The sequence below is a fragment of the Pseudomonas sp. LLC-1 genome (genome assembly GCF_002992185.1).
Lineage (GTDB): Bacteria > Pseudomonadota > Gammaproteobacteria > Pseudomonadales > Pseudomonadaceae > Aquipseudomonas > Aquipseudomonas monteilii.
On the sequence record NZ_LUVY01000010.1, the window covers coordinates 182,134 to 201,546 of the forward strand.

The 19,413-nt window shown below is 61.7% G+C and carries 19 protein-coding genes; 6 read left to right on the forward strand and 13 right to left on the reverse strand.

The annotated features are described in order from the left end of the window. Positions 1–74 precede the first annotated feature (74 nt). The 3 genes from A0O30_RS09430 to A0O30_RS09440 all read left to right on the forward strand — a co-directional run bounded on the left by A0O30_RS09430 (position 75) and on the right by A0O30_RS09440 (position 2,470). Positions 75–572 carry a phage infection protein gene (locus A0O30_RS09430; protein ID WP_089229915.1) on the forward strand — a complete coding sequence of 166 codons (498 nt, stop codon included), beginning with the start codon at positions 75–77 and terminating at the stop codon, positions 570–572. A 121-nt stretch (positions 573–693) separates the two neighbouring features. Then, positions 694–1,329 carry a TetR family transcriptional regulator gene (locus tag A0O30_RS09435; RefSeq protein WP_019098907.1) on the forward strand — a complete coding sequence of 212 codons (636 nt, stop codon included), beginning with the start codon at positions 694–696 and terminating at the stop codon, positions 1,327–1,329. 43 nt (positions 1,330–1,372) lie between these two features. Continuing rightward, entirely contained in the window at positions 1,373–2,470 is a 1,098-nt protein-coding gene (locus A0O30_RS09440; RefSeq protein WP_105946299.1) for an AGE family epimerase/isomerase, read from the forward strand. A gap of 113 nt (positions 2,471–2,583) precedes the next feature. Here A0O30_RS09440 and A0O30_RS09445 read toward each other — a convergent pair whose 3' ends face one another. The 6 genes from A0O30_RS09445 to A0O30_RS09470 form a co-directional block, all read right to left on the reverse strand. Beyond that, positions 2,584–3,351 (reverse strand): SDR family oxidoreductase, encoded by a 768-nt coding sequence (locus tag A0O30_RS09445; RefSeq protein WP_060498564.1) that lies wholly within the window; start codon positions 3,349–3,351, stop codon positions 2,584–2,586. A gap of 593 nt (positions 3,352–3,944) precedes the next feature. Continuing rightward, positions 3,945–4,661 (reverse strand): ABC transporter ATP-binding protein, encoded by a 717-nt coding sequence (locus A0O30_RS09450; RefSeq protein ID WP_016712243.1) that lies wholly within the window; start codon positions 4,659–4,661, stop codon positions 3,945–3,947. After that, positions 4,658–5,533 carry an ATP-binding cassette domain-containing protein gene (locus A0O30_RS09455; RefSeq protein WP_019098909.1) on the reverse strand — a complete coding sequence of 292 codons (876 nt, stop codon included), beginning with the start codon at positions 5,531–5,533 and terminating at the stop codon, positions 4,658–4,660. The genes A0O30_RS09450 and A0O30_RS09455 overlap by 4 nt, the downstream gene beginning before the upstream one ends. After that, positions 5,530–6,831 carry a high-affinity branched-chain amino acid ABC transporter permease LivM gene (gene livM / locus A0O30_RS09460; RefSeq protein ID WP_016712245.1) on the reverse strand — a complete coding sequence of 434 codons (1,302 nt, stop codon included), beginning with the start codon at positions 6,829–6,831 and terminating at the stop codon, positions 5,530–5,532. Before livM ends, A0O30_RS09455 begins: the two co-directional genes overlap by 4 nt. 2 nt (positions 6,832–6,833) lie before the next feature. Beyond that, positions 6,834–7,748, reverse strand: a complete 915-nt coding sequence (locus A0O30_RS09465; RefSeq protein ID WP_019098910.1) for a branched-chain amino acid ABC transporter permease — start codon at positions 7,746–7,748, stop codon at positions 6,834–6,836. Positions 7,749–7,905: 157 nt separating this feature from the next. Next, entirely contained in the window at positions 7,906–9,042 is a 1,137-nt protein-coding gene (locus tag A0O30_RS09470; RefSeq protein ID WP_060498567.1) for a branched-chain amino acid ABC transporter substrate-binding protein, read from the reverse strand. Between the two features lie 448 nt (positions 9,043–9,490). On the opposite strand from A0O30_RS09470, the gene pncB reads away from it, so the two are divergent. Both pncB and nadE read left to right on the forward strand, forming a co-directional pair. After that, complete coding sequence (pncB, locus tag A0O30_RS09475; protein ID WP_060498568.1) at positions 9,491–10,696, forward strand: nicotinate phosphoribosyltransferase; 1,206 nt, start codon at positions 9,491–9,493, stop codon at positions 10,694–10,696. A 3-nt stretch (positions 10,697–10,699) separates the two neighbouring features. Continuing rightward, positions 10,700–11,527, forward strand: a complete 828-nt coding sequence (gene nadE, locus A0O30_RS09480) for an ammonia-dependent NAD(+) synthetase (RefSeq protein ID WP_019098913.1) — start codon at positions 10,700–10,702, stop codon at positions 11,525–11,527. 115 nt (positions 11,528–11,642) lie between these two features. Here the strand turns inward: nadE and azu are convergent, their stop codons facing one another. Continuing rightward, positions 11,643–12,092 (reverse strand): azurin, encoded by a 450-nt coding sequence (azu, locus tag A0O30_RS09485; protein WP_025752457.1) that lies wholly within the window; start codon positions 12,090–12,092, stop codon positions 11,643–11,645. A 349-nt stretch (positions 12,093–12,441) separates the two neighbouring features. Between azu and A0O30_RS09490 the strand changes: the two genes are divergently transcribed. Then, positions 12,442–13,029, forward strand: a complete 588-nt coding sequence (locus A0O30_RS09490; protein ID WP_105946300.1) for a TIGR00730 family Rossman fold protein — start codon at positions 12,442–12,444, stop codon at positions 13,027–13,029. 135 nt (positions 13,030–13,164) lie between these two features. Here A0O30_RS09490 and A0O30_RS09495 read toward each other — a convergent pair whose 3' ends face one another. From A0O30_RS09495 to rpsF, 6 genes are all read right to left on the reverse strand, one after another. After that, positions 13,165–15,465: a YgiQ family radical SAM protein gene (locus A0O30_RS09495; protein WP_105946301.1), complete on the reverse strand. Its 2,301-nt coding sequence runs from the start codon at positions 15,463–15,465 to the stop codon at positions 13,165–13,167. Between the two features lie 153 nt (positions 15,466–15,618). Then, positions 15,619–17,016, reverse strand: coding sequence for a replicative DNA helicase (dnaB, locus tag A0O30_RS09500; protein ID WP_060500398.1), 1,398 nt, complete (start codon positions 17,014–17,016; stop codon positions 15,619–15,621). A gap of 113 nt (positions 17,017–17,129) precedes the next feature. Next, entirely contained in the window at positions 17,130–17,576 is a 447-nt protein-coding gene (gene rplI, locus A0O30_RS09505; protein ID WP_003249568.1) for a 50S ribosomal protein L9, read from the reverse strand. A 20-nt stretch (positions 17,577–17,596) separates the two neighbouring features. Continuing rightward, positions 17,597–18,460, reverse strand: coding sequence for a hypothetical protein (locus A0O30_RS09510; RefSeq protein ID WP_105946302.1), 864 nt, complete (start codon positions 18,458–18,460; stop codon positions 17,597–17,599). 33 nt (positions 18,461–18,493) lie between these two features. After that, positions 18,494–18,724, reverse strand: a complete 231-nt coding sequence (gene rpsR, locus A0O30_RS09515) for a 30S ribosomal protein S18 (RefSeq protein WP_003249563.1) — start codon at positions 18,722–18,724, stop codon at positions 18,494–18,496. Positions 18,725–18,752: 28 nt separating this feature from the next. Next, entirely contained in the window at positions 18,753–19,178 is a 426-nt protein-coding gene (gene rpsF / locus A0O30_RS09520; protein WP_003249557.1) for a 30S ribosomal protein S6, read from the reverse strand. Between the last annotated feature and the right edge of the window lie 235 nt (positions 19,179–19,413).

Genomic DNA, 19,413 nt, shown 5'->3' on the forward strand with positions numbered 1-19,413 from the left:
CTTCTCTCTGGCGTTACGCGGCGTAGCATTGGCTCCGTACCCACTTTCCAGCCCCCGAGAGGAGCACCGAAATCATGAAACGCCATCTGCTGACCCTGACCCTGTCCATCCTGGCTGCCAACGCTTTTGCCCTGCCAGCCGCCGAACAGCACCTGACCGCTGAGTCGCGCTCCAGCGCTGCCGAAATCGCCCAACCGCTGAAAACCGTAGCCGAAGGTGGTTCCGACCGCCTGATCGAACGCAGTGGCCGCGTCGCCGAAGGTGGCTCTGACCGCCTGATCGAGCGCAGTGGCCGTGTCGCCGAAGGTGGCTCTGACCGCCTGATCGAACGCAGTGGCCGCGTCGCCGAAGGTGGCTCTGATCGCCTGATCGAACGCAGTGGCCGTGTCGCCGAAGGTGGCTCTGATCGCCTGATCGAACGCAGTGGCCGTGTCGCCGAAGGTGGCTCTGATCGCCTGATCGAACGCAGTGGCCGTGTCGCCGAAGGTGGCTCTGATCGCCTGATCGAACGCAGTGGCCGCGTAGCTGAAGGTGGTTCGGATCGTCTGGTTGAACTCAGCCGTGTGAGCTGATCGCCATGGTCGAAAAGAACAACTCATGTCACAACGCTTGCTCCCCTCCAGGCCCGGTCATTGACCGGGCTTTGTTTTTTTAACTAGAGTGCCCAGCCTTACCGTCACAGAAGCCCGCACCATGCTGCCGCGCGCCGAACAGAAGCTACAGACCCGCCAGGCCCTGCTCGATGCCGCCTGCCTGCTGATGGAGAGCGGCCGGGGGTTCGGCAGTATCAGCCTGCGTGAAGTGGCAAAGACGGCAGGCATCGTGCCCACCGGGTTCTACCGGCATTTTTCCGACATGGACGCCTTGGGCCTGGCCCTGGTGGCCGAAATCGACACAACCTTCCGTCAGACCATCCGCCTGGTACGGCAAAACGAATTCGAACTGGGCGGCATCACCGACGCCTCGGTGCGCATCTTCCTCGATGTGGTGGCCGCCCACCGCGCGCAGTTCCTGTTCCTGGCCCGCGAGCAGTACGGTGGTTCACAAGCCGTACGCCAGGCCATTGCCCGCCTGCGCCAGGACATCAGCGACGACCTGGCCACCGACCTTGCGCGCATGAAGCGCTGGCAGCACCTGGACAGCGCCGCGCTGGCGGTGATGGCCGACCTGGTGGTGAAAACCGTGTTCGCCACCCTGCCAGAGCTTATCGACAGCCCGGAACCGGGTTATCCACAGGCACTGACGCCGCAGGAAAAGATCACCCAGCAACTGCGCTTCATCTTTGTCGGGGCGCGGCATTGGCAAGGGCTGGGCAACCCACAACCCTAGTTCTGCTACCATGGCGCCCTGCCCGACAGCGACGAGCGCCGAAATGTCCAACCCCCGCCTCACCCTGCCTGAACTGGCCCGCTTCAACCAGCACTTCGCCGAACGCATCGTGCCGCTGTGGCAAGGCCCGGGCTGGAATGCCGACATGGCCCTGCCCTACGAAGCCCTGGATGCCCAGCACCAGCCCTTGCCGGTGCAGCGCTACCGGGCGATGGCCTGCGCACGCCAGCTGTACCTGTTCAGCAGCCGCATCGGGCAACCCGGCGCAACCGAACGCGCGGCCGCCTTGTTCCGCTCGCTGCAAAAGCATTTCCACGACGCCGAGCACGGTGGCTGGTTCTACAGCATCGACGCCCAGGGCAAGCCGCTGGATCGGCGCAAGGACCTGTATACCCACGCCTTCATCGTCTTCGCCTGCGCGCACTATTGGGGCAAGGTGCGCGAAAGCCTGGTCGAGTCCACCTTGAACGCTGCGCTGGACATTATCGACCAGCAGTTCGCCCGTGACGACGGCCTGTATGAAGCCAGCCTGGGCGAAGACTGGGCCGACCTGGGCAGCGGCCCGCTGCAGAACCCGCAGATGCACCTGGCCGAAGCGTTCCTGCAAGTGCTGGCGGTGCGTGATGACGAGCATACCCAACAGTCGCTGCTGCAACTGTGCGAAGCACTGCAAACACACTTCATCGAACCGGCCCACGGCCTGATGCTGGAAAAGCCACGCGGGGCTGTGGATAACTGGTTTGAGCCGGGGCACCAGTTCGAGTGGTTCTACCTGCTGCATACCTCACCGCTGCTGCGTGACACGCCACTGCATGCGTCCCTCGACCGGGCATTCGGCTTTGCCGAGCAGTACGGGGTGAAAGATGCGGCAGTGCTGGCAATGCTGGATGTGGATGGCAAGGTGATCGATGCTACCCAGCGGATCTGGGCGCAGGCGGAGTACCTGCGGGCGTTGGTGCTACGTGAGGCGGGTGAGGCGAAGTTGGCTACCCAGATGCAGGCGCTGGAAGCGCGGTTCCTGCGGGAAGCGGGCTGGTATGAATGCCGGGATGGGGAAGGCAATGTCAGCCGGCATGATATGCCTTCGACTACGCCCTACCACTTGGCGACCTGCCTGGAAGGGTTGCAGCGCCTGTACTGACGCCATCGCCGGCAAGCCAGCTCCCACAGGTACAGCGCAGCTCCTGAGGATTGCACAATCCTGTGGGAGCTGGCTTGCCGGCGATGGGCCGCAAAGCGGCCCCGCTTTGTTGATCAGCCTTTGACCGAACGGTCGATGGAGAACCCTGCCCAATCCTGGCTCACCGGCATCAGCTCCAGGCTGTTGATGTTGATGTGCGCCGGCTGGTTGAGAATCCAGAAGATGGTCTCGGCAATGTCCTGCGGCTGGATCGGCTCGGCACCCGCGTAAGTGGCGTCGTACTTGGCCTGGTCACCACCAAAACGCACCAGCGAGAACTCGCTCTCGCACAGGCCCGGCTCGATGTTGCTCACCCGCACGCCGGTGCCGCGCAGGTCGCAGCGCAGGCTCAGCGAGAACTGGCCGACAAAGGCCTTGGTGCCGCCGTACACGTTGCTGCCCGGGTACGGGTAGTTGCCCGCCACCGAACCCACGTTGAGGATCGACGCCCCACGGCCATGGGCGATCAGGCGTGGCAGCAGCAGGCGGGTGGTGTACATCAGGCCCTTGATGTTGGTATCGACCATGGTTTCCCAGTCGTCCAGGCTGCAGTTCTGCGCCGCGTCCACGCCCAGCGCCAGGCCAGCGTTGTTCACCAGGCCGCGCAGCTTGTCGAAGCCGGCCGGCAGGGTGGCGATGGCCTGTTCCATGGCCTTGCGGTCACGTACGTCCAGCACCAGGCCATGCACTTCGGTCTTGGCCGACAGTTCCGCGCACAGGGCGTCCAGGCGCTCCTTGCGACGGCCAGTGAGCACCAGTTTCCAGCCGGCCTCGGCAAAGCGGCGGGCGGTGGCCTCGCCGAAACCGGACGTGGCGCCAGTGATGAATACGGTGGACGTCATGCTCTGTTCCTCACGGTAGGTTGTCATGGCAGCTTTGCAGCATGCCCGCGCCGGGCGCTGGCAGCAAGCCAGTCAGGCGGCTGTTCATTTTTTGTTCATCTTCGGCAAACCCTTGCAGCAGAGGGCCCGGCGCCAGCTATGCGCATGTTATCCACAAGGCTTTCCCCACGGATTGGGGGCAACTTGTCCACGGTGCGGAACCCTTTCAGCGATAGGTGGTCGGTGGATATCTTTTGAGTGATGGCGCAAGGCTTTCAAGCATGCCGCCTGCAGCGGTCTGTCCAACGTTTCTTCACAGAGTTATCCACAGGATTTTCAGCGACATCCAAGTGCTTGCAGGGCTTTGAAAAACCTTGAAAAATCATCCACAAAGCGCACCTGATCAAAAAACGATCAAACCTCTGCAGGGCTCGGTATCAAAGGGCTTGAGTGAGATGCCACCATGTTTTCCACAGGCGGTTCCACATTATCCGTGGAAAAGATCCGGCCTGTGGAAAGATGGGCTCGGGAAGGAAAACCGGGGTATGTGGAAACAGGCCCGCGGCAAGTTGTCCACATTGAGAACGGGGCCGCTCAGCGGCCCCGAATGAAACTCAGTGCCCGCCAAGGTAGGCGTTGCGCACCTCTTCGTTGACCAGCAACTCCTGCCCGGTCCCGGTCATGCGGATCTGCCCGTTGACCATCACATACGCCCGGTCCGACAGCTTCAGCGCATGGTTGGCGTTCTGCTCCACCAGAAAGATGGTCATCCCGCTCTTGGCCAGCTCGCGCAAGGTCGAGAAGATCTGCTTGACCACAATCGGCGCCAGCCCCAGCGACGGCTCATCCAGCAGCAGCAACTTCGGCCGGCTCATCAGTGCCCGGGCAATCGCCAACATCTGCTGCTCACCCCCGGACATGGTCATGGCCCGCTGGTTACGCCGCTCCTTCAAGCGCGGGAACAGCTCGTACATACGCTGCATGTCTTCGTCGGCATGCTTGTCGCCGATGGGGATGGTGCCCATCATCAGGTTCTCCTCGACGGTCATGTCGGGGAACACCCGGCGCCCTTCCGGCGACTGAGCGATGCCGTTGGAGGCGATGTAGTGCGACGACTTGCGGGTGATGTCGGTGCCGCGATAAACGATATGCCCCGACGCTGCCCGTGGCTGGCCGAAAATAGACATCAACAGGGTCGACTTGCCCGCACCGTTGGCACCAATCAGGCTGACCGTCTCGCCTTCATTGATGTGCATCGACACCTTTTTCAGCGCCTGGATCGGCCCATAAAACACGTCCAGGTCCTTCAGTTCGAGAATGGGCGCACTCATACCAGTTCCTCTTCGTCTGCACCCAGGTAGGCGGCGATCACCGTCGGGTTGTGGCGGATGTCTTGCGGGGCGCCTTCGGCAATCACGTTGCCGTGGTCCAGCACCACGATATGGTCGGAAATGCTCATGACCATGCCCATGTCGTGCTCGATCAGCACCACGGTGATGTCGTGCTCGTCCCGCAACACACGGATCATGCGGCTGAGGGCTTCGGTTTCCTGCGGGTTCAGGCCTGCTGCCGGTTCGTCCAGGCAGATGATCTTTGGCCGCGTGCACATGGCCCGGGCAATCTCCAGGCGGCGCTGCTGGCCGTAAGACAACTCGCCGGCCAGGCGGTTGGCGCAGTCCACCAGGTCGACCACTTCCAGCCAGTAGAAGGCGTGGTCCAGCGCATCGCTCTCGGCCTTGCGGTAAGCCTTGGTGTTGAGCACACCGGCCAGCAGGTTGCGGTTGACCCACATGTGCTGGGCCACCAGCAGGTTTTCCACCACCGACATTTCCTTGAACAGGCGAATGTTCTGGAACGTACGGGCCAGGCCTGCGCGGTTGACCAGGTGGGTGCCGCCGAACATCTTGTAGTACAGGCGGTTGGCAAAGCGCGCCGGCGACACGAAGTCCGCCGCCTGGAAGCGCTCGCCAAGCAGCTGGATGACGTTGGTGTGGCTGCCGCGCACGTTCAGCTCGATGCGCCCGCCGCTGGCCTTGTAGAAGCCGGTCAGGCAGTTGAACACCGTGGTCTTGCCCGCGCCATTGGGGCCGATCAGGGCGAAGATCTGGTTGCGCTTGACCTTGAGGCTGACGTCGCTGAGCGCCTTGATGCCACCGAACTGCATCATCAGGTTGTCGACCGAGAGAATGATATCGTCGCTCATGGCGCCACTCCTTTACGCGGGGTCACACCGGTACGGCTGATGCGGATCAGCCCACGCGGTCGCCAGATCATCATCAGCACCATCAGCACGCCGAACAGCAGTACCCGGTATTCGGAGAAGCTGCGCAGCAACTCGGGCGCCACGGTCAGCACGAACGCTGCGATCACCACGCCCACAGTCGAGCCCATGCCACCCAGTACGACGATGGCGAGGATCAGCGCCGACTCGAAGAAGGTGAACGACGACGGGTTGACGAAGCCCTGGTAAGTGGCAAAGAACACCCCGGCCAGGCCGGCAGTGGAAGCACCCAGGGTAAAGGCCGAGAGCTTGACCAGTACGTGGTTCAGGCCCATCGAACGGCAGGCGATCTCGTCTTCACGCAGTGCTTCCCAGGCCCGGCCGACCGGCATGCGGGTCAGGCGGTGCTTGATGTACAGCACGGCCAGCACGACGATGAACAGCACCGCGTAGATGAACACGAACTTGAGGTTGGCGTTGTAATCGAAGCCGAAGAACTCGTGAATCGGTACGCCGCCGTCCTTGGCCCGACGGCCGAACTCCAGGCCGAAGAAGGTTGGCGACGGGGCCGGCATGCCGTTGGGGCCACCGGTGAACGACAGCCAGTTGTTCAGCACCAGGCGGATGATTTCACCAAAGCCCAGGGTCACGATCGCCAGGTAGTCACCGTGCATCCTCAGCACCGGGAACCCGAGAATGCACCCCGCCAGTGCTGCGGCAATGGCCGCCAGTGGCAGCACGCTCCAGAAGCCCAGGCCCAGGTACTGGTAGCCCAGCGCCAACCCGTAGGCACCAATGGCATAGAACGCCACGTAACCCAGGTCAAGCAGGCCGGCCAGGCCGACCACGATGTTAAGGCCCAGGCCCAGCAACACGTAGATCAGCCCGAGGATGACCACGGTCAGCAGGTACTTGTTGGCAAACACCGGGAACACAATGGCAATCACGATCAGCGCGGGGATGATGTAACGCAAGCGCGACTTGTAGTCCGGTGCGTTCACATGCACGCCCGAGCCACCGCTTTCAAAGCCCTGAAGCATGCGCGTGCCAGCAGCGGTCTGCAGGTACAGGCTGAGCAGGAAGCGCCCCAGCATCACCCCGCCCACCAGCCAGGCCACGCGCCGCGGCTCGGCGTTGAAGCTGTAGCCGTCGAGCACCACGCCGACGACCGGGCCAAACACTATGAGTGCCAGCAGGCCGGCGACGATGGTCTCCAGCAGGCTGCGTTTAAGGTCGAAACCCTTGGTTTCGGTAACAGCGGCAGTTTTGGCAACGGACATGTTCACACCTTAGCCACGAGCGGGCGACCCAGCAGGCCTTGTGGGCGGAAGATAAGGATCATCACCAGCAGCGAGAAGCTGAACACGTCCTTGTAGTCGGAGTTGATCAGGCCAGAGAACAGCGACTCGGAAATACCCAGGATGATCCCGCCGAGCATGGCGCCAGGCAGCGAGCCGATACCACCCAGCACGGCGGCGGTGAACGCCTTGATGCCGATGATGAAGCCGGCGTAGAAGTCGAAGGTGCCGTAGTTCATGGTGATCAGCACGCCGGCCAGCGCGGCCATGACTGCGCCGATGACGAACACGTAGGAAATCACCCGGTCGGTGTTGATGCCCAGGATCGAGGCCATCTTGCGGTCTTGCTGGGTGGCGCGGCACATGCGGCCGAGCTTGGTGTACTTGATCACGTAGGTGAGCAGGCCCATGCCGACGAAGGCTGCCACCAGAATGAAGATCTTGGTGTAGGTCAGTTGCACGAAGCCGGTGCCGACTTCGACACGCATGGCACCTTCAAGCAAGGTCGGAACACCTTGCTGGCGGGCACCCTGGCTGATCTGTGCATAGTTTTGCAGGATCAGCGAAATACCGATGGCGCTGATCAGCGGTGCCAGGCGGGTGGAGTTACGCAGGGGTTTGTAAGCGATGCGCTCGATGGTGAAGCCGTATACGCCCGTAACGACGATGGTGAACAACAGCGTGCCCAGCATCAGCAGGGGGAACGACTCGATACCGAAGTAAGCCAGCAATGCCAGGCTGATCGCTGCGAGGTACGCGGAGATCATGTACACCTCGCCGTGCGCGAAGTTGATCATGCCGATAATGCCATAGACCATTGTGTAGCCGATGGCGATCAGGCCATAGACCGACCCGAGGGTCAGGCCGTTGACCAGTTGCTGCAGGAAAATACCATCCATAACGCAATCTCACCTGATTGAGATTGCACGAGCGCCGACCACGGCGGGCCTGGGACAAGGCGGCCCTCGCAGCGCAGTACTGTGCAGATCTACGGATAAAGACAGGTACCGCGGGGCTTTGGCCCGGGGGCAGGCGCACCCGGGCCGCGGGCCGTTGTTATTTTTGTTTTTCCAGCTGGTGGTATTTACCGTCTTTGTCCCACTGGTAGACCACGTAGTCGGACACGGTCAGGTCGCCCTTGCTGTCCCACTTCTTCTCGCCCATCACAGTCTTGACCGGGTTGGCCTTGAGCCACTTGGCGGCGTCTTCGCCCTTGTTCGACTTGGCGCCATTGAAACCGGCGGCCAGGGCTTCCAGGGAGGCGTAGGCATACAGGGTGTAGCCTTCAGGTTCGGTACCGTTCTTGCGGAACTCTTCAACCACCGCCTTGCTGTCTGGCAGCAGGCGCGGGTCGGCGCCGAAGGTCATGTACACGCCATCGACGTATTGCGCACCGCCAGCGGTGGCCACCAGTTCGTCGGTGACGATGCCGTCATCGGACATGAACTTGACGTCCTTCAGGCCCTGCTCGCGCAGCTGGCGTACCAGCGGGCCAGCCTCCGGGTGCAGGCCGCCGAAGTAGACCACGTCGGCACCGGTGGAGCGGATCTTGGTAACCACGGCGCTGAAGTCTTTCTCGCCACGGGTCAGGCCTTCGTACAGCACAGGCTTCACGCCGCGCTTTTCCAGCTGCGCCTTGGTGGCGTCGGCCAGGCCTTGGCCGTAGGTGTCCTTGTCGTGCAGCACCGCGACTTTCTTGCCCTTGAGCACGTCGACGATGTAGTCGCCGGCCACGATGCCCTGCTGGTCGTCACGGCCGCACATGCGGAACATGGCGCTCAGGCCGCGTTCGGTCACCTGCGGGTTGGTGGAGCCTGGGGTGATGGCGATAACGCCGGCTTCGTCATACACCTCGGAGGCCGGGATGGTGTTGGAGGAACAGAAGTGGCCGACCACGCCGATCACCTTGTCCTGGTCGACCAGGCGGTTGGCCACGGCTACGGCCTGCTTCGGCTCGCAGGCGTCATCGCCTTTTACCAGGACGATTTTTTCGCCATTCACGCCGCCGGCGGCGTTGATCTTGTCGGCCGCTGCCTGCGCACCTTTCATGTACTGCTCGCCAAACGCTGCGTTCGCCCCGGTCATCGGGCCCGCTACACCGATCTTGACGTCGGCCTGAACATACGAAGAAACACCCAGTGCTGTAGCCACGGCCAGAGCCAGGAAACCTTTCTTGTAAAACGTCTGCGACATGAGGTGGTGCTCCTAGAGTTTTTTTTGGTTGGCACTACAACTTCTCAACCCTGTGCTCAGAGCAAGGGCCGTGCCATAGGGTTTGTCTTCCGGGAAAACACACTGTGCTGGGCGCCAGCAGGCGACCGGCGGCCTTTTCTTTATTGAGCGTGCAACCGTCTGCCACGCGGCAGGCGCCACCACACGTACAGACAAGGAGCAACCGCCTGGTGCCATCATTGCAACCCCGCCAAGTGTTAACGTGCAACCAGCCTGTAACAGCGGACGTCACCGAACTGCACACCGCTGGTGCGTGACTGCTACAGGCGGCACCGTTTCAAGGCTAGCCGGTGCACGGAAAAACACCTCTGTTTTGGCTGTTCCGGCCTCTTCGCGGGCAAGCCCGGACACAACAATCCCCAAAAGGCTGGCACAATGTCCGCCATTCGCCGCTTCCGGAGCCCCCTTGATGAGCGAGAGCGCATTCGCCGAGCGCATCGTGCACAACCTGCTCGACACCGACTTCTACAAACTCACCATGATGCAGGGTGTGCTGCACAACTACCCGGACGCCGACGTCGAATGGGAATTCCGCTGCCGCAACGGCGAGGACCTGCGCCCGTATCTTGGCGAGATCCGCCACCAGCTCGAACTGCTCAGCGACCTCACCCTGGATGATGGCCAGCCGGCCTTCCTCGAGCGCATCAGCTTCCTCAAGCCCGACTTCCTGCGTTTTCTGCGGCTGTTTCGCTTCAACCTGCGCTACGTGCGCATCGGCATCGAAAACGACCAGCTGTTCCTGCGCCTGAAAGGCCCGTGGCTGCATGTGATTCTGTTCGAAGTACCGCTGCTGGCCATCATCAGCGAAGTGCGCAACCGCCACCTGCACCCACGCATGCGCCTGGCGGAGGCCCGCGACCAGCTGTACCGCAAGTTCGACTGGCTGCGCGCGCATGCCAGTGACGATGAACTGGCCGAGCTGCAGGTAGCCGACTTCGGCACCCGGCGGCGCTTTTCCAGCCGTGTGCAGGAAGACGTGGTGCGGGTACTGCGCGACGACTTCCCGGGCCGCTTCGTCGGCACCAGCAACGTCGACCTGGCATGGAAACTGGATATCAAGCCACTGGGCACCATGGCCCATGAATGGATCATGGCCCACCAGCAACTCGGCCCACGCCTGATCGACAGCCAGATCGCCGCGCTGGACTGCTGGGTGCGCGAATACCGCGGGCTGCTCGGCATCGCCCTGACCGACTGCATCACCATGGATGCCTTCCTTGGCGATTTCGACCTGTACTTTGCCAAGCTCTTCGACGGCCTGCGCCACGACTCCGGTGAACCGGTGGCCTGGGCCGAGAAGGCCATTGCCCACTACCAGAAACTGGGTATCGACCCGATGACCAAGACCCTGGTGTTTTCCGATGGCCTCAACCTCACCCGTTCGCTGGAAATCTTCCGTGCCCTGCGCGGTCGCATCAACGTCAGTTTTGGCATCGGCACCAACCTGACCTGCGACATCCCGGGTGTGGCCCCGATGAGCATCGTGCTTAAAATGACCGACTGCAACGGCGCGCCAGTGGCCAAGATCTCGGACGAAGCCGCCAAGACCCAATGCCGCGACGAGAACTTCGTCGCCTACCTGCGCCACGTATTCAAAGTCCCCAGCAAGGAGTAACCCATGCAAGCGGTTCAGCAAGAGATTGCCCAGGCACTGAAGGTACAGCCGCCGTTCGCCGACACTGCCGCGCTTGAGGCCGAAGTCGCCCGGCGCGTGGCGTTCATCAAGGACTGCCTGGCCAACGCCCGGCTCAAGACCCTGGTGCTGGGCATCAGCGGTGGCGTCGACTCGCTGACCGCCGCCCTGCTCGCCCAGCGCGCCATCAACGAACTGCGCGCCGAGACCGGCGACAAGGCCTACACCTTCATTGCCGTGCGCCTGCCGTACCAGGTCCAGCATGACGAGCATGACGCCCAGGCTTGCCTGGACGTGATCAAGGCCGATGAAGTGCACACCGTCGACATTGCCCCGGCAGTGAGGGCGCTGGCCGCTGAGGTTGTAGAACTGAAGAATGGCTCGCCAACCCTAGTGGACTTCGTGGTGGGCAACGTCAAGGCGCGTACGCGCATGGTCGCCCAGTACACCATTGCCGGCGCACGTGCAGGCCTGGTGATCGGTACCGACCACGCCGCCGAGGCGGTAATGGGCTTCTTTACCAAGTTTGGTGATGGTGCCTGCGACCTGGCGCCGCTGAGCGGGCTGGTGAAGAACCAGGTACGGGCCATTGCGCGCAGCTTTGGTGCGCCGGAGTCACTGGTGGAGAAGGTGCCGACTGCAGACCTTGAGGACCTGGCGCCGGGCAAGCCGGACGAAGCGTCCCATGGCGTGACCTACCAGCAGATCGATGCCTTCCTGCATGGTCAGCCGGTCGATCAGGCGGCGTTCGACATCATCGTTGCCACCTACCGCAAGACCCAGCACAAGCGCGAACTGCCGTTCGCCCCTTGAAAAGCTTCGCGGGCACGCCCGCTCCCACAGGTACTACACAGCCTTCAGAGTGTGTGGTGATCCTGTGGGAGCGGGCGTGCCCGCGAATAGGCCCGATAGGCCTACTCAGCTGTCATTACTTGACGACAACCTTGCCCTTCATCATCGAGATGTGGCCCGGGAAGGTGCAGAAGAAGCTGTAGTCACCACCGGCTTCCAGCTTGGTAGCGTCGAACTTCACTTCGGTTTCTTTCTCAGGCGCACCGATCATCTTGGTGTGAGCGATGATCGCGGCGTTGTCAGCCTTGATGTAGTCCTTGTCCAGGCCCTGGCTCATGCCTTCGGTAGCAATGCCCTGCATGTCGGCAGTCTTGCTGATCACCAGGTTGTGGCCCATCACGTTCTTCGGCAGGTTGCCCGAGTGGGTCAGTTTGACGGTGAATTCCTTGCAGCTCTTGTCGACGGTGATTTCCTTGGTGTTGAAGGACATCTGGTCGGTCGAGTCGACAGTTACCGAGCACTCGGCGGCGAAGACAGAGGCGCTGGCGAGGGTCAGCAGGGATACCGCTACAGCTTTCGCAAACATCATGAATCTCCTTGGCAGGGTTTTATCAATTGCGAGACTGCCTGAAACCGTTCAGCCCCTTGCTGATATGGGTCAAGGGGGTGTCAAGAGGCCAGCCAGTAGAATTGTTCAATGGATTGTATACAACCAATCTAAGGGCACATCATGCCCTTTTATTAGACGATGGGACAACCTCTCATTTAGGAGCAATACCAAATGCCCATCTCTGCCTTCATCAATAGCCTGCTCGCCGCCTATGCCCACGGGGCTACCGGCGCCATCTGCGAATTCTCCCGCCCGGAATGAACGCGGCCTTGGAAGCAACGGGCATGCGCCGTACCCTGTGCACCTGAGTGACAGGAGATGAGCAATGCCCGTACGTTCCGTTTGTGTATTCTGTGGTGCCAGCATTGGCGCCAACCCTGCTTACCGTGAAGCTGCCGTCGCGCTCGGCCAGGCCATTGCCCGCCGTGGCCTGACCCTGGTGTATGGCGGCGGCGCCGTGGGCCTGATGGGCGTGGTGGCCGACGCGGCCATGGCAGCAGGTGGCGAAGTGGTCGGCATCATCCCGCAAAGCCTGCTGGACGCTGAAGTCGGCCACAAAGGCCTGACGCGCCTGGAAGTGGTCGATGGCATGCACGCGCGCAAGGCACGCATGGCCGAGCTGAGCGATGCCTTCATCGCCCTGCCGGGTGGGCTGGGTACGCTGGAAGAATTGTTCGAGGTATGGACCTGGGGGCAACTGGGCTATCACGCCAAGCCGCTGGGGCTGCTCGATGTGAACGGCTTCTATGACAAGCTGGGCGGGTTCCTCGACCATATCGTCGAAGAAGGCTTTGTGCGGCCGCAACATCGGGCGATGTTGTTGTTGGAGCAGCAGCCGGATGAACTGCTGGATGGCATGGACAGCTTCATTGCGCCGGTGGCGCCGAAGTGGGTCGACCAGAAGCCTGATTGACCTTGAGATTTCGGGGCTGCTTTGCAGCCCATCGCCGGCAAGCCAGCTCCCACACTGATCGCACAAAGCTCAAGACTTGCGCTGTACCTCTGGGAGCTGGCTTGCCGGCGATGGGCCGCAAAGCGGCCCCCGAAATCAGCGCGGGATAACGGGCTGGCGCGGCTTCTTGTTGCCCTTGCCACCCTTGGCCGCTTCCTTGCGCTCTTTGGCCGCCTTCTCGTTACGCGCAAACGCCTCGGCCTTGGCCTTCTCGCGTTTGTCCCACGGCTTGCTGCCATCGCTGGCACGCGGTGGCAGGCCGGTGTGCTGGGTCAGGATCTTCTGATCCTTGCCCACCTTGTGGCTGCCCGCCGGCGTCGAGTTCTTGCGGCGTGCGCTCTGGTAGGTATCGGTCTGCGGCTGGTGCAGCGGGATCAGCTGGTGCTTGCCCGGGCCGATCAGGTCGGCACGGCCCATACGCTGCAGTGCTTCACGCAGCATCGGCCAGCCTTTCGGGTCGTGGTAGCGCAAGAACGCCTTGTGCAGGCGGCGCTGCTCGTCGCTCTTGACGATCTCCACCCCTTCGCTCTTGTAGGTCACCTTGCGCAGCGGGTTCTTGCCCGAGTGGTACATGGCCGTGGCCGAAGCCATCGGCGACGGGTAGAACGCCTGCACCTGGTCGGCGCGGAAGCCGTTGCCCTTCAGCCACAGGGCCAGGTTCATCATGTCTTCGTCGGTGGTGCCCGGGTGCGCGGCGATGAAGTACGGGATCAGGTACTGTTCCTTGCCCGCCTCTTTCGAGAACTTCTCGAACATGCGCTTGAAGCGGTCGTAGGTGCCGATGCCCGGCTTCATCATCTTGTCCAGCGGGCCACGCTCGGTGTGCTCCGGGGCAATCTTCAGGTAACCGCCCACATGGTGGGTGACCAGCTCCTTCACATACTCCGGCGACTCAACGGCCAGGTCGTAACGCAGGCCCGAGGCGATCAGGATCTTCTTCACACCCGGCAAGGCACGGGCCTTGCGGTACAGCTCGATCAACGAGCTGTGGTCGGTGTTGAGGTTTTCGCAGATGCCGGGGAACACGCACGACGGCTTGCGGCAGTGCTTCTCGATGTCGTGGCTCTTGCAGGCGATGCGGTACATGTTGGCGGTCGGGCCGCCAAGGTCGGAGACCACGCCGGTGAAGCCCGGCACCTTGTCGCGCATCTCTTCGATCTCGTTCAGGATCGACTCGTGCGAGCGGTTCTGGATGATGCGGCCTTCGTGCTCGGTGATCGAGCAGAAGGTGCAGCCACCGAAGCAGCCACGCATGATGTTCACCGAGAAACGGATCATCTCGTAGGCCGGAATGCGCTCCTTGCCATAGGCCGGGTGCGGCACACGGGCGTACGGCATGCCGAACACGTAGTCCATTTCTTCGGTGCTCATGGGGATGGGCGGCGGGTTGAACCACACATCCACTTCGCCATGCTTCTGCACGAGGGCACGGGCGTTGCCCGGGTTGGTTTCCAGGTGCAGCACGCGGTTGGCGTGGGCGTAGAGAACCGGGTCGTTACGCACCTTTTCGAACGACGGCAGGCGGATCACCGATTTTTCACGGGTCACGCTCGGGCTGTCGAGGATCTGCACCACTTTGGCTTCGTTCGGGTCTTCCTGGTCGCCCTTGGCCTGCTCGATCGCGCAGGCCTGGGTGTCCTGGGTGTTCACGTACGGGTTGATGATCTTGTCCACGCGACCAGGGCGGTCGATGCGGGTCGAGTCGATCTCGTACCAGCCTTGCGGGGTGTCACGGCGCACGAAGGCCGTGCCGCGCACGTCGGTGATGCTTTCGATGTTCTCGCCGTTGGACAGGCGCTGGGCCACTTCGACCACCGCACGCTCGGCGTTGCCGAACAGCAGGATGTCGGCACTGGCGTCGATCAGGATCGAGTGGCGGACCTTGTCCTGCCAGTAGTCGTAGTGGGCGATGCGGCGCAGCGACGCCTCGATGCCGCCGAGTACGATCGGCACATGCTTGTAGGCTTCCTTGCAGCGCTGGCTGTACACCAGGCTGGCGCGGTCCGGACGGCTGCCGGCCAAACCACCGGGGGTGTAGGCATCGTCCGAACGCATCTTCTTGTCTGCGGTGTAGCGGTTGATCATCGAGTCCATGTTGCCGGCGGCCACACCGAAGAACAGGTTCGGCTCGCCGAGCTTCATGAAGTCGTCTTTCGACTGCCAGTTCGGCTGGGCAATGATGCCCACGCGGAAGCCCTGGGCTTCCAGCAGGCGGCCGATGATCGCCATGCCGAACGACGGATGGTCGACGTAGGCATCACCGGTCACGATGATGATGTCGCAGGAATCCCAGCCGAGCAGATCCATCTCCTCCCTGCTCATTGGCAGGAAAGGTGCTGGCCCGAAGCATTCGGCCCAGTACTTGGGATAGTCGTAGAGTGGTTTGGCTGCTTGCATGTCAGTGACCGGTTCTGGTGTGCAGGGAAATCGCGGGCGCGGAATATAGCACAAATTTTGACCAAATCCGACGATGGTTGTCGGATTCATTGGGAGCATGGCGAACCCTATGGGAGCGGGTTTACCCGCCCTCACAGGTTGCTGAGTTCGCCTTTATTCGTCGTCGTCGAAGTTGTACATGCCCGGCGCTAGGTTCTCGAAGCGGGTGTACTTGCCGATGAACGCCAGGCGTACGAAGCCGATGGGGCCGTTACGCTGCTTACCGATGATGATTTCCGCCACGCCCTTGTGCTCGGTCTCGGGGTGGTACACCTCGTCGCGGTACACGAACATGATCACGTCGGCGTCCTGCTCGATAGCACCGGATTCACGCAAGTCGGAGTTCACCGGGCGTTTGTTCGGGCGCTGTTCCAGGGAGCGGTTCAGCTGCGACAGGGCGATGACCGGGCAGTTGAATTCCTTGGCCAGGGCCTTGAGCGAGCGGGAAATCTCGGAAATTTCGTTGGTCCGGTTGTCGCCAGCCGACCCCGGAATCTGCATCAACTGCAGGTAGTCGACCATGATCATGGCGATTTCGCCGTGCTCACGGGCCAGCCGACGGGTACGGGCGCGCATTTCCGAGGGGCTGATGCCAGCGGTATCGTCGATGAACAGCTTGCGGTCGTTGAGCAGGTTCACCGCCGAGGTCAGGCGCGGCCAGTCATCGTCGTCCAGCTGGCCGGAACGCACCTTGGTCTGGTCGATTCTGCCCAGCGACGAAAGCATACGCATGATCAGCGATTCGCCTGGCATCTCGAGGGAGAACACCAGCACTGCCTTATCGGTACGCAGCACGGCGTTTTCCACCAGGTTCATGGCGAAGGTGGTCTTACCCATCGACGGACGGCCCGCGACGATGATCAGGTCGGCCGCCTGCAGGCCACTGGTTTTTTCATCCAGGTCGGTAAAGCCGGTGGACACGCCGGTGATATCGCTGTCGGAGTTGAACAGCGTATCGATGCGGTCGATGGCCATGGTCAACAGCTCGTTGACGCCTACCGGGCCACCGGTTTTCGGTCGCGCCTCGGCGATCTGGAAGATCTGCCGTTCGGCATCGTCGAGGATTTCTTCGGCGTTACGCCCCTGCGGGTTGAAGGCGTTGTCGGCGATGTCGGTACTGATGCTGATCAGTTGGCGCAACGTGGCCCGCTCGCGAATGATCGCGGCATAGGCCTTGATGTTGGCCACCGACGGGGTGTTCTTGGCCAGCTCGGCCAGGTACGCCAGGCCGCCGATTTGCGAAGAGAGGCCTTCTTTATCCAGCTGCTCGTGCAGGGTCACCACGTCGAATGGCTGGTTGGCGTCGGCCAACTTGTGCACGGCACGGAAGATCAGGCGGTGGTCATGCCGGTAAAAGTCGCCATCCGACACCTGATCCAGCACTCGCTCCCAGGCGTTGTTGTCCAGCATCAGGCCACCGAGCACGGCCTGTTCGGCCTCGATGGAATGCGGCGGCACCTTCAGGGCTGCGGTTTGCAGGTCTAGCTGTTCGGAGTTGGTGATCTCGTTCATGGCCACGAAAGAATTCTGGAGGATGAAAAAGACAAAGGGCACGGCCTGTCGAAAACAGGACCGTGCCCGATGTTAACCGCCTGGCTCGCAAGGAGCCAGCCAGTCAGCGCAGCTTAGGCAGCTACGACAACCACGCGTACGGTGGCTTCAACGTCGCTGTGCAGGTGCACGGCTACGTCGTATTCGCCAACCTGACGGATGGTGCCGTTCGGCAGACGAACTTCAGCTTTGGCCACTTCAACGCCGGAGGCGGTCAGGGCGTCAGCGATGTCGTGGGTGCCGATCGAACCGAACAGCTTGCCTTCGTCGCCAGCGGTGGCAGTGATGGTCACTTCCAGCTCGGCCAGTTGGGCAGCGCGGCTTTCAGCCGAAGCTTTCTTGTCAGCGGCTGCTTTTTCCAGCTCGGCGCGACGCTCTTCGAACGCAGCCAGGTTGGCGGCGTTGGCAACGGTGGCCTTGCCGAATGGCAGCAGGAAGTTACGGCCGTAACCAGCCTTAACTTTTACTTTGTCGCCCAGGTTGCCCAGGTTAGCGACTTTTTCCAGCAGGATCAGTTCCATTTGGTAAAACCTCTTAACTTTTAACCTTCACCGTTCGCGGAGTCATTCCCCTTGGGGGACTTGCGACCGCGAAAATCAATCAGGCTGTCGACAATGGCCAAAACCACCAGCAACGGATAAATCAGCTGCATGATCAGCGGCAGCGTCACGTACATGCCCACCAGCCAGAAACCGGCCAGTCGACCCTGTGCCACCAGCCCGTGCATCAAGGCGATGCCGGCCAGTACCAGAACCAGGCTGGACGCCGATGCCAGGATGATGAACTGCGGGCCGATAAACGGCGCCACCACCATCACTGCCACCAAGACCGCCATGGTCTGTTTCGGCAACTTCAGTTCGCGAAACTCGCGACCGAAGCCTCCAGGGTTGTACAACGCTGCCTGCCAGTAGCGCGCCAGCATTAACGCCAACACACTGAACAATTGCACCGTCACTGCTGTGGAAGCGACCAGCACAGGGCGGATCAGCTCACCGGAGAGCACCGGTTGCCCTTCGATTTTCGGCATGGCTTCGGCAAACGCCTTGGCCAGCACATCGAAGGTTTGTGCCAGCGCCAGATCAAGCACGAGGCTAAACGCCACGGCGAACACGGCACTGGCCAGCAACACCCGGTTCCAGGGATGCTCGGCACGCAGCATGGCGGCCAGGGCCAGGGCACCCGCAATCACCAGAAAGGTGATGGGATCGCCCATGACCCACACGGCCAGCCCGGCCAGCAGGCCGCCGGCGATGACCGTTGTAGCATCCTTGAACCCACGCCGCAGCAGCACAAGGCTGCTGGCAGCGGCACTCAACCAGAACAGCAGCGGCAGTACCGCGCTGATGACCACCACCAGGGTGGCCTGCACACGACCGCGCATGATGAAACTTGCTAACGCTCGCATGCTAATCCCTTACTGCTTGTCGACGACCCGGTCTCAGCGGCCGTGGCTGTCGGTGTAGGGCAGCAGGGCCAGGAAGCGGGCGCGCTTGATAGCGGTAGCCAGCTGACGCTGATAACGAGCTTTGGTACCGGTGATACGGCTTGGAACGATCTTGCCGGTTTCGGATACGTAAGCTTTCAGGGTGTTGAGATCTTTGAAGTCGATCTCTTTCACGTCTTCAGCAGTGAAGCGGCAGAATTTACGACGACGGAAGAAACGTGCCATTTAATAGGCTCCTCTAAAGGTCCGTGGATTACTCGTCAGCGTTATCGCTGGAGTCGCTGTCATTGCTGTCGTCGCCTTCGGCGGAGTCAGCATGCTCAGGACGCTCGCGACGCTCACGGCGCTCGCTGCGGTTCTCTTCAGCCTTCAGCATCTCGGACTGGCCGGTAACGGCTTCGTCGCGACGGATGACCAGGTTACGGATAACGGCATCGTTGTAGCGGAAGTTGTCTTCCAGCTCGGCCAGGGCCTTGCCGGTGCACTCAACGTTCAGCATCACGTAGTGAGCCTTGTGAACATTGTTGATTGCGTAGGCCAGTTGACGACGGCCCCAGTCTTCCAGGCGGTGGATTTTGCCACCATCTTCTTCGATCAGCTTGGTGTAACGCTCAACCATGCCGCCGACTTGTTCGCTCTGGTCCGGGTGAACCAGGAAGATGATTTCGTAATGACGCATGAATGCTCCTTACGGGTTAGTAGTCTGCCAGTGAATCTGGTCAGACAAGGAGTGAATGACACTGTATGTCTTGCACGGAGGGGAGGCACATGAGCGCCTGCCAGCTCGGCAAGGGGCGCAATTGTAGAGAAGGCGGGGCGGACAAGCAAGGAGGTTGGTGAATATTTGAACAGCCTGAAACACTTTATGCCTGCCCCGGCCCTATCGCCGGCAAGCCAGCTCCCACAGGATCGCC

What these genes read in the sequence shown, in the direction of transcription:
- livM (WP_016712245.1), bottom strand. Translation starts at nt 6,831, where the DNA reads ATGTCCGTTGCCAAAACTGCCGCTGTTACCGAAACCAAGGGTTTCGAC.
- A0O30_RS09445 (WP_060498564.1), bottom strand. Translation starts at nt 3,351, where the DNA reads ATGACGTCCACCGTATTCATCACTGGCGCCACGTCCGGTTTCGGCGAG.
- A0O30_RS09440 (WP_105946299.1), top strand. Translation starts at nt 1,373, where the DNA reads ATGTCCAACCCCCGCCTCACCCTGCCTGAACTGGCCCGCTTCAACCAG.
- rpsF (WP_003249557.1), bottom strand. Translation starts at nt 19,178, where the DNA reads ATGCGTCATTACGAAATCATCTTCCTGGTTCACCCGGACCAGAGCGAA.
- A0O30_RS09470 (WP_060498567.1), bottom strand. Translation starts at nt 9,042, where the DNA reads ATGTCGCAGACGTTTTACAAGAAAGGTTTCCTGGCTCTGGCCGTGGCT.
- pncB (WP_060498568.1), top strand. Translation starts at nt 9,491, where the DNA reads ATGAGCGAGAGCGCATTCGCCGAGCGCATCGTGCACAACCTGCTCGAC.
- dnaB (WP_060500398.1), bottom strand. Translation starts at nt 17,016, where the DNA reads ATGAACGAGATCACCAACTCCGAACAGCTAGACCTGCAAACCGCAGCC.
- A0O30_RS09495 (WP_105946301.1), bottom strand. Translation starts at nt 15,465, where the DNA reads ATGCAAGCAGCCAAACCACTCTACGACTATCCCAAGTACTGGGCCGAA.
- rpsR (WP_003249563.1), bottom strand. Translation starts at nt 18,724, where the DNA reads ATGGCACGTTTCTTCCGTCGTCGTAAATTCTGCCGCTTCACTGCTGAA.
- rplI (WP_003249568.1), bottom strand. Translation starts at nt 17,576, where the DNA reads ATGGAACTGATCCTGCTGGAAAAAGTCGCTAACCTGGGCAACCTGGGC.
- azu (WP_025752457.1), bottom strand. Translation starts at nt 12,092, where the DNA reads ATGTTTGCGAAAGCTGTAGCGGTATCCCTGCTGACCCTCGCCAGCGCC.
- A0O30_RS09510 (WP_105946302.1), bottom strand. Translation starts at nt 18,460, where the DNA reads ATGCGAGCGTTAGCAAGTTTCATCATGCGCGGTCGTGTGCAGGCCACC.
- A0O30_RS09430 (WP_089229915.1), top strand. Translation starts at nt 75, where the DNA reads ATGAAACGCCATCTGCTGACCCTGACCCTGTCCATCCTGGCTGCCAAC.
- A0O30_RS09435 (WP_019098907.1), top strand. Translation starts at nt 694, where the DNA reads ATGCTGCCGCGCGCCGAACAGAAGCTACAGACCCGCCAGGCCCTGCTC.
- A0O30_RS09450 (WP_016712243.1), bottom strand. Translation starts at nt 4,661, where the DNA reads ATGAGTGCGCCCATTCTCGAACTGAAGGACCTGGACGTGTTTTATGGG.
- A0O30_RS09465 (WP_019098910.1), bottom strand. Translation starts at nt 7,748, where the DNA reads ATGGATGGTATTTTCCTGCAGCAACTGGTCAACGGCCTGACCCTCGGG.
- nadE (WP_019098913.1), top strand. Translation starts at nt 10,700, where the DNA reads ATGCAAGCGGTTCAGCAAGAGATTGCCCAGGCACTGAAGGTACAGCCG.
- A0O30_RS09455 (WP_019098909.1), bottom strand. Translation starts at nt 5,533, where the DNA reads ATGAGCGACGATATCATTCTCTCGGTCGACAACCTGATGATGCAGTTC.
- A0O30_RS09490 (WP_105946300.1), top strand. Translation starts at nt 12,442, where the DNA reads ATGCCCGTACGTTCCGTTTGTGTATTCTGTGGTGCCAGCATTGGCGCC.